We start from the raw sequence: 15,333 nt of genomic DNA, 5'->3' as shown, positions 1-15,333 counted from the left end.
CACCTCTGAAAGGCTTATTTCCATGTCATCCCCGGACCTCGCCGCCGCCGACTTCGCGAGCCTGGCCGCCGCGCACCCCGACCCCGCGTTCCCGCACTTCCACCCCCGTCCTGCCCAGGGCTGGATCAACGACCCCAACGGCGTCAGCCACCTCAACGGCCGGTACCACGTCTTCTTCCAGTACAACCCCGCGTCTGCCCGGCACCACAAGATCGCGTGGGGCCACCTCAGCTCCGCGGACCTCGTCCGCTGGGAGGAACACCCTGTGGCGCTGCGTCCGCAGGACGGCGGGCCGGACGAGTACGGCTGCTGGACCGGTGTGGTGACGGACGACGGCGGCGTCCCCACCGCCGCGTACTCCGGCGTCCGCGGCGACGGCGGCCACTCCCAGGTGGTCATCTCCCGCGGTTCGGCGGACCTCGTTTCCTGGACCCAGGATGGCCACGTCGCGGCATCCATGCCGGCCGACCCCATGGTCACCGCGGTCCGCGACCCCTTTATCTTCCGCTTCAACGGCAAGCGCTACGCCATGCAGGGCGCGGGTCTGGCCTCCGGCCACGCGGCGCTCCTGCTCTACACGGTGGAGGACCTGGCTGACTGGAAGTACCAGGGCATCTGGCTCACGTCCGAGAACCCGGTCGCTGCTGCCCGGACGCCGGCCGAGATCTGGGAGTGCCCGCAGCTGGTGCGGGTGCCGTCCGTTTCCTCCGCTGAATCCGGGCCCGGGTCCGGCGGCGACGCTTCGTCCGGCGACGCGTGGGTCATGATGTTTTCGCTGTGGCTTTCCGGCGATGGCCACGAGCATGCCAACGGGGTAGGCCACCTTATCGGCTCCCTGGCCGAGGACCCCGCCACCGGGCTGCCGGTGTTCTCCCCGGAGACCGGCGGAAAGTCCGACCTGGGCCGCGACTTCTACGCGCCGCAGATCGTGCAGCTGCAGGACGGTGCGGGTGCCGGTGGTGCCGGCGCCGGTGCTCCTGCTGCTCCTGTTTCTTCTTCTGCTCTTGCTGCCCTCGCGGAGCCCAAGGCCCTGCTGTGGGGCTGGGCCAATGAAGGTCCGGGCCGGGACGGCCGCCGGGGCCGCAGCCAGGAACAGATCGACGCCGCAGGCTGGGCCGGAGTGCTCACCCACCCGCGCCTGCTGTCCGTGGTGGACGGTGCCCTGGCCGTGGCACCGGCGCCGGAGGTGGATGCCTACCGTGGCGCGCAGCTGGCTGCACAGGCTGCCGGGAGCGTTGAGCTGCCGGCGTATGCCGAGGCTGTGGTGACCGCCCGCTCCGGTGGGCCGGCGGCGCTGGCCGCGGACGCCGTCGTCGAGCTTTCCCTGGTGGCCGATGGCTCAACCGAGGCTGAGCAAGTGGTGTTCAGCGGGACTCTGGCGGCGGGGGAGGAGCTGCGGGTGTTTGTGGACGCGTCGCTGGTGGAGGTGTACCGGAGCGGTTCGGTGGCCACCACGCTGCGCGCCTATCCGGCGCCCGGCGAGCGGTGGGTGCTGCGGCTTCCCGAGGGCGCGGCCGCGGACGTCTGGCAGCTGGCGCAGCCCCGGTAGGTCTGGTCTCTGTGCAGCTGTTGGCCTATCGTTGGGGCACGGATTACATTCGACCGGCGGGGCTCCGCATCGGAGGTACAAGTTGGGAATCATCTCGTCTGGTTTTCATGGAAAACGGCGCACCGGAAATCCAGCGTTACCACAGGGTCAATACGAGACGGAAAGCTTTCCCGTACTGACGGCGGGTCCTGCACCGTACATCGCTCGGGCGGACTGGGAATTCTTCATTACAACCGAGACGGGGCAGCGTCGCGCCTGGTCCTGGGACGAGTTCATGGCTCTGCCTCAGGTGGATATCCGGACCGACATTCACTGTGTGACCAGCTGGTCCAAGCTGGGCACCTCGTGGCGCGGGGTGTCCCTGGACGCCCTGTTCGAGGACGTGGAAACAACGTCCGAGTTCACCACCGCCCACTCCTACGGCGGCTATACGACCAACGTGCCGCTGCAGGACCTGCTGGACGGCCAGGCGTGGGTGGCCTGGGAATTCGACGGTGAGCCGCTGGAACGCGCCCACGGCGGACCGGCCCGCCTGCTGGTACCCCATCTGTACTTCTGGAAGAGCGCGAAATGGGTCAATGGCATCGAGCTGACGCCGCACGATGTTCCGGGTTTCTGGGAATCCAACGGCTACCACATCTACGGCGACCCCTGGCGCGAGGAGCGTTACTCATGAGGCACGCCCAATGAGTAGCCTGTGGCGGGTCGCCGACGTCGTCAGCGCCGATCCCGAAACGGATTCGTCCAGGACCATCGGGCTGCGCGTGGACGGCCTGAACGGCAACCTTGCCGGCCAGCACATCGATATTCGACTCACGGCCGACGACGGCTACACGGCAGTACGGTCCTACTCCGTGGCCACAGCCGGCATGGACGAAATATTGGAGATCACGGTCGATGAACTGGCCAACGGAGAGGTCTCCCCCTATCTGGTCAGAGACCTGATGGTCGGAGACCGGTTGGAGATCCGGGGTCCCGTCGGCGGCTGGTTCGTCTGGCGTCCGACTAACCCGAACCCGGTTCAGCTGATCGCCGGAGGATCCGGCATCGTCCCGCTGATGGCAATGATCCGCGCCCACGAGGCGTCCGAGAATCCTTCTCAGTTCCGGCTGCTGTATTCGCTTAAGTCGCCGGAGTCGGGGTTCTATCGGGAGGAGCTGCTCACCTTGAGCCGGGAATCCCGCAGGCTCGTGGTCGACTATGTCTACACACGCAAAGTGCCGGAGGGCTGGCCCAGCGCCCCGAAGCGACTCTCCGCCGAAACGCTGCTGGCAAACATCCTGCCGGTGCACGATTCTCCGGACATCTTCATCTGTGGTCAGACGATGTTTGTCGAAACAATCACAGAGTGGCTGGTGCAGGCGGGCTATCCGGCCGCCTCGATCAAAACCGAACGCTTCGGCGGAACGGGAGGAATCCGGTGACTGCCAACAACGGCTCCGCTTCGCCTGGCGCTGAGGATCCGCGTTTCGAGGACCGGGACATCGCCGGAACCACGGACAATCCCATACCTCATCTTGACGGGAACGCGGCGGCAGGACCGCTGTGGGAACTGTTCCGCATTGACATCATCGCAGCGATCGGTCGATGCAAGAACTGTGGCGCCGTCAGGGTCTTCGGGGAAGCCGCAGTGTATTCCGACGCCCCGGGAATCGTTGTACGCTGCAGTTCCTGTGGGGGTGTGCTCCTGCGTCTTGTCGAGACTCCCACCAAATTTTGGCTCGACGTCAGCGGACTCAGCTACCTGCAGATCGACCGGGAGGGCTAGCGCGTACGCCTTGGAGGGTTCTGGCCGGCGGGGACCGGGCCGGTTGACTCGCGCACCACGAGCCGGCACGGGACCAGCGTCTGGCCGGGACGGCCGTGCTCGGCGGGGGCGCCGCCGTCGTCGTAATCCTCGTTATCCTCCGGCTCCTTCGACAGTTCCCGGAGGAGCCCGGTCATGGCGGCGGCGCCCATCTCCCGCAGAGGGAGGGCCATGGTGGTGAGCGCGGGGACCATGGTGGAGGCGATGCGGAATTCGTCGTCGTACCCCATGACGGAGACATCCTGAGGCACAGCCAGGCCCAGCCGGTTGGCCGCGAGCACCACGCCGATGGCCAGGCGGTCGTTCGCGCACACGATCGCGGTGGGCCGGTCCGGCGCAGCCACGCCGTCCAGGAGCTTCATGGCGCCATGGAACCCGGCATCGATGTCCCAGCCAGCTTCGAGGATCCGGCCCGGCCGCACCGGCAACCCGGCGGCCTCAAAGGCATCCCGATGGCCCTGGATCCGGCGCGGCGCGGCGGGTGTGACGCCGTCACCGGCGAGGAACGCGATGTCCCGGTGGCCAAGCTCCAGCAGGTGCGTTGCCGCCTCCCGGCCGCCGCGGACCTCATCCGGAATGACGGCCGGAACGCCTGCCTCGGGACGGTCATCGAAGCAGTTGGCCAGCACCGACGGCACGCGCAGCATGTTGAGCGGGACGTGCAGGGGGCGCAGGCCCACGGTGACATACATCAGCCCGTCCACCTGGCGGTCCAGCAGGGTGGCCACGGCACTCTCGTCACGGGTCTCGTCCAGTTCCGTATCCATCACCACGGTGACAAAACCCTGGGACCTGGCCACGGCGTCCGCGCCGGCGATGATGTTGCCGTCGAACGGGCTGGTGACCACCTGGTCCGAGACGATCCCGATGATCCGCGACCGGCGGTTCCGCAGGCTCACGGCAATGGCGTTGGGCGTGTAGTTCAGCGTGGCCGCCGCTTCACGGATCCGGACCTGGCTCTCCTTGGCCACATTCCCGTCGCCGCGGCCGTTCAGGACCAGCGACACCGCGCTGCGGGAAACTCCGGCGAGCTTGGCGACGTCGAGCGCTGTGGCTTTGCGGTTCATACTGGGTTTCCTCCCGCGTACGGTATTTCCTGCAGTCTACCTAACGCGTGTGAGGTGCGCTTCCGGCAGGCGCGGCAGGCTGGCCGCAGCGACCAGCAGCGCCAGGGCTCCGAGGCCAAACGGCAGGGCTGTGAGGGTGGCGATGCCGCCCACCAGCAGCGGCCCGCCGGCGTCGCCGAGTTCCCGGCCGAGTTCCGCCGAACCCATGGTCCGGCCCATCCGCTCCGGCGGCGTGGTGTCGGCGAGATGCGCGAAGCCCAGCGGCGTGGCCAGGCCGACGCCCGCGCCAATGGCCGCCGCCGCAATGAACAGCGTGACCGGACCCGGGGTGACGGCGATGAGTGCGACGCCCGCGGCGGTGAGGAGGAGTCCCGCCGTCGTACCCTTGTTATCGCTGATGCGGTGCGCGTCCCGCAGCCTGCCGATCCAGGGCTGGGTCAGCACCGACGTGATTGCCAGGACGCTGACCGCGGCTGTGCCGGCAACCGGGCCAAGGCCGTGCCGGGTGGCCAGGGCGGGAATGAATCCGATCGCCGCGCCGAGCGCCCCGGTGGAGGCCGCCAGCACCAGCGTGGGAACCAGGAAGCGCCGCTCGGTGACCTGGCGGGCGAGATCGAGCACGGTGTAACGCTGCCGGGGGAGCGGGGCCAGGTGCGGAACGGACACCAGCACCCACACGGCGGTGGCCGCCGCCAGCACCGAGAGGGCCCCGAACAGCAGGGCAAACCCGCCCGCCAGGATCAGGCCCGCCCCCAGCAGCGGACCGATGACGTACCCCAGGCTCTTCCACGAACCGTACCGGCCGAAGTAGGTCCCGGCCTTCTTGCCGCCCGCCAAACGCGCAACCATCGCGGACGACGCCGGCGAGAACGCCGAAGCCGCCGCGCCCTGCCCCAGCCGCGCGAGTCCAAGCATCAGCGGATCCGCCGCCCAGAGGCCGATCAGCGACAGCACCGCGAAGGCCAGGAGGCCGCCGACGATGACGGGCTTGGTTCCGATCCGGTCGCTCAGGGCGCCGAAGACCGGCTTGAGGAAGACTTCGGAAACGTCATAGAGGGCCAGCAGGATGCCCAGGTTGAGCAGCGTCAGGCCGATGTTCTCGCTCTGCGCGCCCATGCCGGCGGCGATGCTGTGGGCGCCGAACGCGGTGACGAAGCCGGCCGCGTACAGGGGGACGGTGGACGCCCGGGCGTTGACCACCTGTGCCGGGGCGCTCACGCGTGCATTTCGAGACAGGGCGCCTGCTGGAGGGAAATCACACGTTGGAGTGTAACAACCGCCCCCAAAGTAGCTGGCACTTAGCGTCGTGAAAATCCCGAATGACGACGTTTAATGCGAGTTGGGCCGGGTGGGTACGCAGCTCAGGTGAGGGATGCCGCCAGCTCCTCGATGATCTCGAACTGCTCGCGCACGCCGCCTTCCATGCCGGACTGCGCAATCAGGTCCCGGACTTCCTTGCTCCCCGCATCGGTGCGGATCCGCACGGTGGTGGCGCCGCCGTCGGCCCCGTCAAAGGTGACCGTATTGAGCACGGCGCCTTCCTCGCTGTCCGGCGCGGTGCCCGGCATCTCCATGACCTCCGTGTGGACGATCCGCTCGTTGGGCACAATCTCGCGGTATATGCCGTGGAAGGCCACCTCGAATTCGCCGTGCGCCACCATGACGTAACGCCACGCGCCGCCAACGCGGAAGTCCATCACCGCCACGGTCATCTCACCGCGCCGGCCCGGCCACCATTTCTTGACGAGTTCCGGCGTGGTCCATGCCCGGTAAACGAGGTGCGGGGGCGCGTTGAGGGTCCGCGTGATCAGGATTTCCGTGTCGCTGGGGAACGTCACATCCATGGTGCTGCTGCTTGCCTGTGCCATTGTCCTGCTCCTTTCAGTGCTCTTCTTTGAGATCCTCCAGCACGTCCTCGAGAAGATCGAAGCGCTCCTCCCAGAGGTGCTGGTAGCTGGCCACCCAGTCGTGGATGGGCTTGAGGGCTTGCGGATTGAGCCGGTAGAGCCGCTGCCGGCCTTCGTCACGCACGACGACGGCGCCCACCTCGCGCAGCACCCGCAAGTGCCGTGACACGTGCGGCTGCGCCAGGCCCAAAAGGGTCACCAGCTCGTTGACCGGGCGCTCGCCTTGAGTGAGGGCGTCCAGGATTTCCCGACGGCGGGGCTCAGCCACCGCGTTGAACGTATCTGCCGTTGTTGCTGCCCGTGCCATACGGCGATTGTATACCCATATCGATATGCATTGGAAGAGACGGATAGCTCATCTGCCACGCAGTGCCAATGAGTTGAAAAGTCGAGTACCTACTACTGATGCTTTCGGCATCCCCGGCGGCATAGCGTCGTATGGGGGACCTGCGAGACGTCCATCGGTACACCGCTTCTGGGGGCAGGAAGGACAGCAATGGCGCCGGACGAGGGCAACGGCCTTCCCCTCCTGGATCCGGATGTCCTGGACAGGCTGCGGACAGAGCTCGAGGACGATGACGGCGTGTGGAAAGTCTTCGTGCAGAACTTCATCGAATACCTGCCCCACAGGACTGAAAAGCTGCGTCTGACCCTGACCACCGGCGACCTGGCCGGTGCGATGGACGCGGTCCTCAGCCTCAAGACCTCCAGCCAGATGGTGGGCGCGGAGCGCCTGGCCGGACTTGCCATGGAACTGGAACAGGCCCTGCGCCACGAGACCCTCCACTCTGAACCCGCCCGGGTCCTGCCCCGGCTGGCAGCGGACCGCCTGCGCCAGATCATTCGCTGCGCCCGGCAGACCACTAACATCCTGCAGAAGTACCTGCACTCCGGGTGAGGCCCGCCTGCCCGCACTCTGGACGACTGGGCACTCTGGACGACTGGGAGCGCGAAAGGAACACTGGGGTCAGGCGATGTTCCGACAAGGAGGCCCGGCCATGACCATCATCGATAACGCGGTGTACGTGGACGGTGTCAGGACGGCGGACCCCGTCAGCTTGGACGAGACGTATTTCGTCCTGAGGCAGCGCGAAGGAATGGCGTGGATCGGACTGTACCGCCCGGACGCCAACGAAATCAGGTCGGTGGCCGAGGAATTCGACCTGAGCCCCCTTGCCGTGGAGGACGCCCTGGCCGGGCACCAGCGGGCCAAGCTGGAGCACTACGGCGAATGCGTCTTCCTGGTGCTCCGCCCCGCCCGCTACCTCGACGACGTGGAGAAAGTGGACTTCGGCGAGATTCACGTTTTTGTCGGCGCCGATTATGTGATCACCGTCCGCCACGCCGAATCTCCGGACCTGGCCAAGGTGCGCCAGCGGATGGAATCCACGCCCGAGTTCCTCGCCCTGGGCCCGGAGGCCGTGCTGTACGGGATCCTGGACCAGGTGGTGGACGAGTACGAACCCGTGGCCGCGGGGCTGGAGAACGATGTGGACGAGATCGAGGACGACCTCTTCGGCGCCGATCCGGACGTGTCGCGCCGGATCTACGAGCTCTCGCGCCAGGTCATCACCTTCCAGCGCGCCACCAGTCCGTTGGTTGGCATCCTCCAGGCCCTCGCGGCCGGAACACCGGAGCGCGCACCCGGTCCCGAGCTGCAGGACCACTTCCGCGACGTGCTGGACCACGTGATCCGGCTGAATGAACGGGTGGCGTCCTTCCGCGCACTGCTGCAGAACGCCCTGGCCGTTAACGCGGCGTTGGTGGCGCAGCGGCAGAACGACGAAATGCGCAAGCTCACCGAATCCAGCTTCGCCCAGAGCGAGCAGGTGAAACGCATTTCGTCGTGGGCGGCCATCCTGTTTGCGCCCACGCTGGTAGGCACCATTTACGGCATGAATTTCACCAGCATGCCCGAGCTGAACTGGGTCTTCGGCTACCCGTTTGCCCTGGGCCTGATGGTTGCCATGGGGCTGGGGCTCTACTGGACCTTCAAGCACAACAAGTGGATTTAGCGCTGCCGGTACAGTGAATCCATGCCCGCCGACGCCGCCCTGCCGCCCGCCGCCTTCCCCTCCCTGGACGAACTGCTCGCCACTGCCCACGTGGTCAGCCTGCCCATGCGGGTGAAGTTCCGCGGCATTATGGAACGCGAAACGCTGCTGCTGCGCGGCCCGCTCGGCTGGGGCGAGTTCTGCCCGTTCCCCGAATACGCCGACGCCGAGGCTTCCCGCTGGCTCGCCGCCACCATCGAGGCCGGCTGGCACGGTTTCCCTTCGCCCGTCCGTTCGGTGATCCCCGTCAACGCCACCGTTCCCGCCGTTTCCGCGGACCGCGTGCCGGAGGTCCTGGCCCGGTTCGGCCGGGTGGACGCCGTCAAGGTCAAGGTGGCCGAGCACGGGCAGACGCTCGACGACGACGCCGCCCGGGTCGCCGCCGTCCGTTCCGCGTTGCCGGACGCCGCCATCCGCGTCGACGCCAACGGCGGCTGGGATGTGCCCACTGCGGTGGCGGCACTCACCCGGCTGGTCGCCGTCGGACTTGAATATGCCGAGCAGCCGGTGCCGTCGATTGAGGGGCTCGCGGAAGTGCGGCGGCAGCTGCGCGCCGCGGGAACGCCGGTGCTGATCGCCGCCGACGAAAGCGTGCGCAAGGAATCCGATCCGCTTAAGGTGGCGCGGGCCGGCGCGGCGGATCTGCTGGTTGTTAAGGTCGCGCCGCTCGGGGGAGTGCGGCGTGCGCTGGACATCGTGGCGCAGGCCGGGCTCCCCGCCGTCGTCAGTTCCGCGCTGGACACCTCCGTGGGCATCCGCGCCGGGCTGGCGCTGGCCGCTGCCCTGCCCGAGCTGCCGTATGCGTGCGGGCTGGGGACGGTGTCGCTGTTCGCCTCGGACATCACGCTGGATCCCCTGGTGGCCGACGACGGCGCTATCCGTCTCCGCGACGTCGCCGCCGACGCCGGGCTGCTGGAGCAGTATGCGGCTTCCGCGGAACGCCGCGACTGGTGGCTGGCCCGCCTCGCCAGGGTCCACGCCCTCCTCGCGGCATCGACTGCTCCGTAACGGCCCTTTAGAGGCTCCAAAAGGGCCGCTACGGAGCAATCGATGGGTATTCCTGCAGGTCACGCGGGGTTAACCGGAACTTCACCCGGCTGACGGCTGGGCGTCGGACGCGGCTGAAAGGGTGGCCGGGACCCGATCGTAAATTTGGAGGCACCCCTTGTCTGAAACGACAGCCCGCAAGTTCACCCTGCTGCCCATGCTCGGCCACACCAAGGGCAAGCGCAGCGCCGTCACGTGCGCCTTGAAGTGCGACAACGCCTGCTCCGGCGATGTCTGCAACACGAGCTCCAACAGCTATTTCCGGGACATTGCGTCCGCCACCATGTCCCGCCGCGCCGCCCTGGGCTTCGGCGCCGCCGGTGCGCTCGCCGTCGTACTTGGCAGCGCCATTACCTCAGCGGAACCGGCAGTTGCCGGCGGCCCCGGCCTGGCGCCGGCAGCTAAGGAAGGCTTCGCCAAGGCGAAGCTGAAGTTCACGCCGATCGCTCCGGTGGATGCCGCCGTCGACGCCGTCACCGTTCCGGAAGGCTTCACCTGGCAGCCCGTGATCCGCTGGGGTGACCCGATCTTCAACGGCACCCCGGACTTCGACCTGAACAACCAGACGGCCGCCGCGCAGGAAAAGCAGTTCGGCTACAACTGCGACTACACGGACATCCTGGAGATCCCGAACACCAAGGGCCGCCGGGCCGTGCTGTTCGCGAACCACGAATACACCAACGACGGCATCATGTTCCCGCCGTCCATGCCCGCTGCCGACGTCCGCGCAGTGGGCCAGGCTGCACACGGCCTGTCCGTCGTCGAGCTGGAGCGCAAAAACAAGAACAAGCCGTGGACCTACGTCAAGGGCGCGCCGCTGAACCGCCGCCTCCTGAACAACACAGTCTACGAACTGACCGGCCCCGCCGCCGGCTCGGAGCTAGTCAAGACGGTGAAGGACCGCGACGGCCGCTTCATCAAGGGCACGCTGGGTAACTGCGCCGGCGGCACCACCCCGTGGGGCACCATCCTCTCCGGCGAGGAAAACTTTAACGGTTACTTCCGCTCCCCGGGTACCTCCGCTTATGACAAGCGTTACGGCCTCACCGACAAGGCCACCGCCCGCCAGTGGGAAATTGATGACGAGCGCTTCGACACCCGCAAACCCGGCTACGAGAACGAGGCCAACCGCTTCGGCTACATTGTTGAGGTTGACCCGTTCGATCCGACGTCCACCCCGAAGAAGCACTCCTCGTTGGGCCGCTTCAAGCACGAGGGCGCCAACGTCATCATCGCCGAATCCGGGCACGTGGTGGCTTACTCCGGCGACGACGAGCGCTTCGACTACCTCTACAAGTTCGTGTCCAAGGACAAGTACATCGAGGGCAACCGCCAGCACAACATGACGCTCCTCTCCGCCGGCAACCTCTACGTGGCTCGGTTCACCGGAAACTCAGCCGATTTCAAGGCCAGCGAAGTGCCGGCAGACGGTGCGTTCGACGGCACGGGCGAGTGGCTCGCGCTGGTGGAGAACGGAGTCTCTGCAGTACCGGAAATGACTGTTGAAGAAGTTCTGGTCTACACCCGCGTTGCCGCCGACAAGGTTGGCCCCACCAAGATGGACCGTGCCGAGGACGTTGAGCCCAGCCTGCACACCGGCAAGGTCTACGTGGCCTGCACCAACAACTCCAACCGCGGCGTCGGCTCGAACGAAGCCGCCAACGAGGTCAACCCGCGCAACGAAAACCGTGACGGCCACATCGTGGAAATCACCGAAACCGGCGACCAGACCTCCACTGCCTTTACGTGGAACCTGCTCATGGTCTGCGGCGATCCCGCCACCGACAAGTTCACCTACTTCTCCGGCTTCCCGGTGGACAAGGTCTCGCCCATCTCCTGCCCGGACAACCTCGCGTTCGACTCCGTGGGCAACCTCTGGATCTCCACCGACGGCGCCCCCGCCGGAATCGGCAAGGCCGACGGCCTCTTCAAGGTCACCCTCGAAGGCGCCGAACGTGGCAAGGTGGAGCAGTTCCTGGCCGTGCCGAAGGAAGGCGAGACCTGCGGACCGATCATCCACGACGACGAGCGCACCGTGTTCGTGGCCGTGCAGCACCCGGGTGAGGATGGCTCGTTCGAGAAGCAGAGCTCGTTCTTCCCGGACTACGTTAAGGAAGGCGCGACGCCGGCCCGCGGCGAGGCGCGCGCACCCCGTCCGTCCGTGATCCAGGTGTTCCGCACCGACGCCTAACACCCCTCCCGCCACGTTGCCCTATCACTTGCAGTCCCTATCCGGCTTCGGAAGGGACTGTAAGTGATAGAGCAACGCGTGGGAGACGGGAGAGAGCGTTCTAGCCGATCAGGCCGGCGCCGAACTCCTCTTCTGCGATGAGCGGCCTGATGACCGCTTCCACTTCGCCCCGGACAAAGTTGCGGCGGATCACGTTGTTGCCGAACACGTTGCCGATGGCGCCCAGCACCATGGCCTGGTCCAGTGAGAGGTGCCGCCGGGCGATGGTGCCGGACTTCACGGCCACGGCATCGAAGAATCCGCCTGGGCCGTAGGCGCCAAGGTCCCGTTCGATCTTCACCAGGTTGTCGAACGCCTCACGGGGTTCGTATTCCATGGCGAGGAACGCCGCGTGCGGAGTCACCACGCCGTCGCCCCAGGCCGGCGTCGGGTTGGTGGCCGGACGGCAGCCCTCGAAGCCGACGTCAACGCTGGTGCGTTCGACGTCGGACGGGTATCCGTCGCTGCTCATGCCCAGGATGTCCACCCCCCACTCGGAGTACCCGCCGTTGGGATGGCTGGCGGGGGAGAAGCCCCAGTAGCCGTACTTGGCGTCGTCCAGGCCGAATTCGCGTTGCGCCCGGACGGTCAGGGGGTGGTTGACGCCCCAGGCCTTCGGCGCCCAGGTGGATTCCGGGACGAACAGATCGGGCATCAGCGACTCAAACATGTCCCCGCCCCAGCTCGGCACGATCCGCATCCCGCGGTAGGTGTAGGCGCCTTCGAAGACGTCGATGCCCTGGTACGTCCGGTGCTCGCCGACCGGCTTCTGCTCCTGCCAGGACCAGTCGCATGTGTCCGGGAAGACCCGCATGGTGGCGAAGTAGTGCGCCGGCGGAAGCTGGCCCAGGGCGATGCCGATGTAGGTGGCGATGCGCGGCTCGGAGTTGGTGACGTCGTAGTGGTTCATCGTATAGAAAACGTCAGGGCCCTTGCCGAGGTAGTTGCCCGGGACTGTTTCGGCCGGTGGTTTGACGTCGTAGAACCCTCCGCGCAGCAGGCCGGCGGCCACACCGGGCCGGGCGTCCTTGTTGTAGAAGATCCCGAAATCCATCCTGCCGAGGATGGTGTTGGCCAGACCGGCAACCTTCGGCTCGGCGTTGCGAACCGTCATGAGGGCCGCGGCGAACCAGCCGTTGTCCACGCTGGACATAAACGGCGCCACGGGGTTCCCGTTCTCCGGCCAGATGGTGATGACCTCACCGGTGGCTTCGTCGTACCAGTTGTAAAGCATGCCGCTGGGCTCGTGGTGCTTGAGCCCGGCCAAGGTGGTGAGCGTGCGGGTCAGCCGCTCCCGGCACTCGTCGGCGCTGATGATGTTCAGTTCCCGCGCCACCACGGTGCTCCACATGTAGCCGCCGATGTTGGTGGGCGACGTGAAGCCGCTGCGCTTGGGCGCGGTGATGGATTCGCCGATGTAGTCGGCCGGAAGGCCGGTTGCGGGATCGGTCATCGCCACCAACGACCGCCAGGTGTCGTGCGCCCAGCGGTTGATGATCTTCCGGTCGATGCCCTCCTTGTTCCGGGCACGCGGCAGGGGCGATGCCAGGCCGGATGCTGTGGATGCCGCGGACGCTGCAAGCTGGGCAGCGTAGCCCGGTGTCGCGGTGGCCGCGGCGAGGCCCGAGACGGCGAACGCTGCCGCACCGGCCAGGAGCTGGCGGCGGGTGGCGCTGGAGATTCTCGGGTTCGGCTCAACGTGCTGGTTCATGGGGTCTGTCCTAACGTGTCCGTTGTGGAGGTGGCCGTTGCAGAGGTGGCAGACGCGGCCGTTGCCGGCGCCGGCAGGCTCAGGCCGTGCCCGAACGGGAAAAGGGAATCGGCGGTATCGCCGGGGACGTCCGACCGGGAGGCCCGCACGGCATCCATCGACCGCGGGATCTCGAACGGCAGGCGTCCTTCGGGAGCGATGCGTCCGAACAGGGCGTCCAGGAGCGCGGTGTCCGAAACGCCGAACGTGCCCACCACGGCGGACGCGAAGCCGGTTAGCGGGGTGAGGATTGCGGGGCGGTCCAGCCGCACGTCAATGACCAGAGGTACTTTTTCCGCCAGCGCGCGCAGCCGCGAGACAAGGCCGGGCGGGAAGTCCAGGCTCCCAGCATGGAAATGTTCCTCCAGGAACAGGTCGTTGCGGTGGTCCCACGGCGAATGCAGCCGGATCACCGCAACATTCGCCTGCTCCGGGTCCTGCACCACAGTCCCGAAACCCTCAAGACTCAGCGGGTCCATGCCCTCCACATAGACGGCAGGTGAGCCGGAAAGCGGAAGGGAGGGCCCGACGTCGGACGTTCCGTTGGTGAGCACCGTGACGGACCGGGACTGCGCGCGGTGTCCTTCGCGCCGGAATCCGGCGTTCCCCACGACGGTGGCCGCGGCGTCCTCGTCCACGAACGGGTTGTCGAAGAGGCCCAGCTGGAACTTGACCAGCAGCAGCCGGCGCGCGGACTCGTCCAAACGCGACTCGCTGACCAGCCCGTCCCGGACCAGGCCGATGAGCAGCTCGGTGCATTCCTCGCCGCCGAACTGGTCCACGCCGGCGTTGAGGATCTTGAGCATGCGTTCGGGCGCGGTGAGCTGTTCAACGCCCCACGCCCGGGCCGGCAGGACCTGGTCGCCCACGATGTTGTCGTTGACCAGTTCCCAGTCGCTGAGCACCACGCCGTCGTAGCCGAGCTTGTCCCGGAGCAGGTTGGTGATGATCTGCCGGTTGTAGCCGAAGCCGACTTCCTCCACGGGTTCGCCGTCGAGCTCGATGCCCACCGGCATGCCGTAATAGGGCATGATGGCGCTGGTCTTTTCGGCGATCGCGGCCCGGAACGGGGCCAGGTGTTCGTCGAAGCGGCCGCCGGGGTAGACCTGCTCCCGGCCGTAGGGGAAGTGCGCGTCTTCGCCGTCGCGCTGCGGACCGCCGCCGGGGAAGTGCTTGGTGGTGCAGGCAACGCTGTCCGGCCCCAGTTCCTCACCTTGGAACCCCTGGAGGTACTCGACGACGTATTTCGAGCTGAGCTCCGAGTCCTGCCCGAAGGTTCCCGCCTGACGGCACCACCGCGGTTCGGTGGCCAGGTCAACAGTGGGGTGCAGGGCCGCGCGGATCCCGACGGCGGTGTATTCCTGCCGTGCGATCCCGGCAAAACGGCGGATCAGCTCGGCACTGCCCACCGCGGCCAGGCCGATCGGCTCCGGCCACTGGGAAAAGTGGGCGGCGGTGAAGGAGACGCCGGAGTTTTCGATGAACGCATGCCGTGGGTCAGTGGAGATGGTCACCGGAATCCCGTGCGGGGTCTGCGCGGCAAGCTCCTGCAGGGCGTTGCTCCAGCAGGCGGCTTCCCGGGCGGGGCCGAGCGCGTGCACGTTGAAGTGGTTCATGAACTTGGTGAGGACCACCGTGCTGGTGGGCGATTTGCTGATGTTTCCCAGAGTCTCGAGGAGGGTGCCGTCCGGGCCGGTTTCGATGACCGTGTGGAACATCAGCCCGGCTTTTTCTTCGAGGCTGAGGCGGCCCACTAGGTCGGCAGTGCGTTCCTGCGGGCTGAGGTCCGGGTTTTCGAAGGGATCCATGATCCCGTTGCCGTTGAGGTCCCGGAAGACTATTTCGTCGGCGTTTCCGTGGGTGGCGGACGTCCCGGGGCGTGCGTGATTCTGGGCTTGTGCAGTCATGGGGCTCTCTCGGGG

General features: G+C 67.0%; 14 protein-coding genes. 8 read left to right on the top strand and 6 right to left on the bottom strand.

What is annotated here, in order from left to right:
* Window positions 1–22: 22 nt before the first annotated feature.
* The 4 genes from NIBR502772_RS19125 (at window position 23) to NIBR502772_RS19110 (ending at window position 3,317) form a co-directional block, all read left to right on the top strand.
* A complete protein-coding gene (locus NIBR502772_RS19125; RefSeq protein ID WP_141141351.1) occupies window positions 23–1,549 on the top strand; it encodes a glycoside hydrolase family 32 protein in 1,527 nt (508 codons plus the stop codon).
* Window positions 1,550–1,631: 82 nt separating this feature from the next.
* Complete coding sequence (locus NIBR502772_RS19120; RefSeq protein WP_141141350.1) at window positions 1,632–2,225, top strand: sulfite oxidase-like oxidoreductase; 594 nt, start codon at window positions 1,632–1,634, stop codon at window positions 2,223–2,225.
* A gap of 10 nt (window positions 2,226–2,235) precedes the next feature.
* Window positions 2,236–2,973, top strand: coding sequence for an FAD-binding oxidoreductase (locus NIBR502772_RS19115; protein ID WP_141141349.1), 738 nt, complete (start codon window positions 2,236–2,238; stop codon window positions 2,971–2,973).
* Window positions 2,970–3,317 carry a DUF6510 family protein gene (locus tag NIBR502772_RS19110; RefSeq protein WP_210412325.1) on the top strand — a complete coding sequence of 116 codons (348 nt, stop codon included), beginning with the start codon at window positions 2,970–2,972 and terminating at the stop codon, window positions 3,315–3,317. Before NIBR502772_RS19115 ends, NIBR502772_RS19110 begins: the two co-directional genes overlap by 4 nt.
* Here the strand turns inward: NIBR502772_RS19110 and NIBR502772_RS19105 are convergent.
* The 4 genes from NIBR502772_RS19105 to NIBR502772_RS19090 form a co-directional block, all read right to left on the bottom strand.
* Window positions 3,314–4,423, bottom strand: coding sequence for a LacI family DNA-binding transcriptional regulator (locus tag NIBR502772_RS19105; RefSeq protein ID WP_141141348.1), 1,110 nt, complete (start codon window positions 4,421–4,423; stop codon window positions 3,314–3,316). The genes NIBR502772_RS19110 and NIBR502772_RS19105 overlap by 4 nt on opposite strands.
* A 36-nt stretch (window positions 4,424–4,459) precedes the next feature.
* Window positions 4,460–5,641, bottom strand: coding sequence for an MFS transporter (locus NIBR502772_RS19100; RefSeq protein WP_210412324.1), 1,182 nt, complete (start codon window positions 5,639–5,641; stop codon window positions 4,460–4,462).
* Window positions 5,642–5,784: 143 nt separating this feature from the next.
* The gene (locus tag NIBR502772_RS19095; protein WP_141141347.1) at window positions 5,785–6,291 is read right to left on the bottom strand and encodes an SRPBCC family protein; all 507 of its coding nucleotides are present in this window, start codon (window positions 6,289–6,291) and stop codon (window positions 5,785–5,787) included.
* A gap of 13 nt (window positions 6,292–6,304) precedes the next feature.
* Entirely contained in the window at window positions 6,305–6,637 is a 333-nt protein-coding gene (locus NIBR502772_RS19090; protein WP_058931565.1) for a helix-turn-helix transcriptional regulator, read from the bottom strand.
* Window positions 6,638–6,826: 189 nt separating this feature from the next.
* On the opposite strand from NIBR502772_RS19090, the gene NIBR502772_RS19085 reads away from it, so the two are divergent.
* The 4 genes from NIBR502772_RS19085 (at window position 6,827) to NIBR502772_RS19070 (ending at window position 11,622) form a co-directional block, all read left to right on the top strand.
* The gene (locus NIBR502772_RS19085) at window positions 6,827–7,228 is read left to right on the top strand and encodes an Hpt domain-containing protein (RefSeq protein WP_141141346.1); all 402 of its coding nucleotides are present in this window, start codon (window positions 6,827–6,829) and stop codon (window positions 7,226–7,228) included.
* Between the two features lie 100 nt (window positions 7,229–7,328).
* On the top strand, window positions 7,329–8,345 hold the full coding sequence (locus NIBR502772_RS19080; protein WP_141141345.1) for a magnesium and cobalt transport protein CorA: 1,017 nt from the start codon (window positions 7,329–7,331) through the stop codon (window positions 8,343–8,345).
* Window positions 8,346–8,366: 21 nt separating this feature from the next.
* Window positions 8,367–9,392 (top strand): o-succinylbenzoate synthase, encoded by a 1,026-nt coding sequence (locus NIBR502772_RS19075; RefSeq protein ID WP_141141344.1) that lies wholly within the window; start codon window positions 8,367–8,369, stop codon window positions 9,390–9,392.
* 157 nt (window positions 9,393–9,549) lie between these two features.
* Window positions 9,550–11,622, top strand: coding sequence for a PhoX family phosphatase (locus tag NIBR502772_RS19070; RefSeq protein ID WP_141141343.1), 2,073 nt, complete (start codon window positions 9,550–9,552; stop codon window positions 11,620–11,622).
* A gap of 100 nt (window positions 11,623–11,722) precedes the next feature.
* Here the strand turns inward: NIBR502772_RS19070 and NIBR502772_RS19065 are convergent, their stop codons facing one another.
* A complete protein-coding gene (locus NIBR502772_RS19065; RefSeq protein ID WP_141141342.1) occupies window positions 11,723–13,372 on the bottom strand; it encodes a glucoamylase family protein in 1,650 nt (549 codons plus the stop codon).
* Window positions 13,369–15,318 carry a glycoside hydrolase family 3 protein gene (locus NIBR502772_RS19060; RefSeq protein ID WP_371706706.1) on the bottom strand — a complete coding sequence of 650 codons (1,950 nt, stop codon included), beginning with the start codon at window positions 15,316–15,318 and terminating at the stop codon, window positions 13,369–13,371. Before NIBR502772_RS19060 ends, NIBR502772_RS19065 begins: the two co-directional genes overlap by 4 nt.
* Window positions 15,319–15,333 lie beyond the last annotated feature (15 nt).

It is taken from the genome of Pseudarthrobacter sp. NIBRBAC000502772 (assembly GCF_006517235.1).
GTDB lineage: Bacteria > Actinomycetota > Actinomycetes > Actinomycetales > Micrococcaceae > Arthrobacter.
Note: the sequence above shows the minus strand (reverse complement) of the source record. Positions and strands in the feature narration are given on the sequence as shown.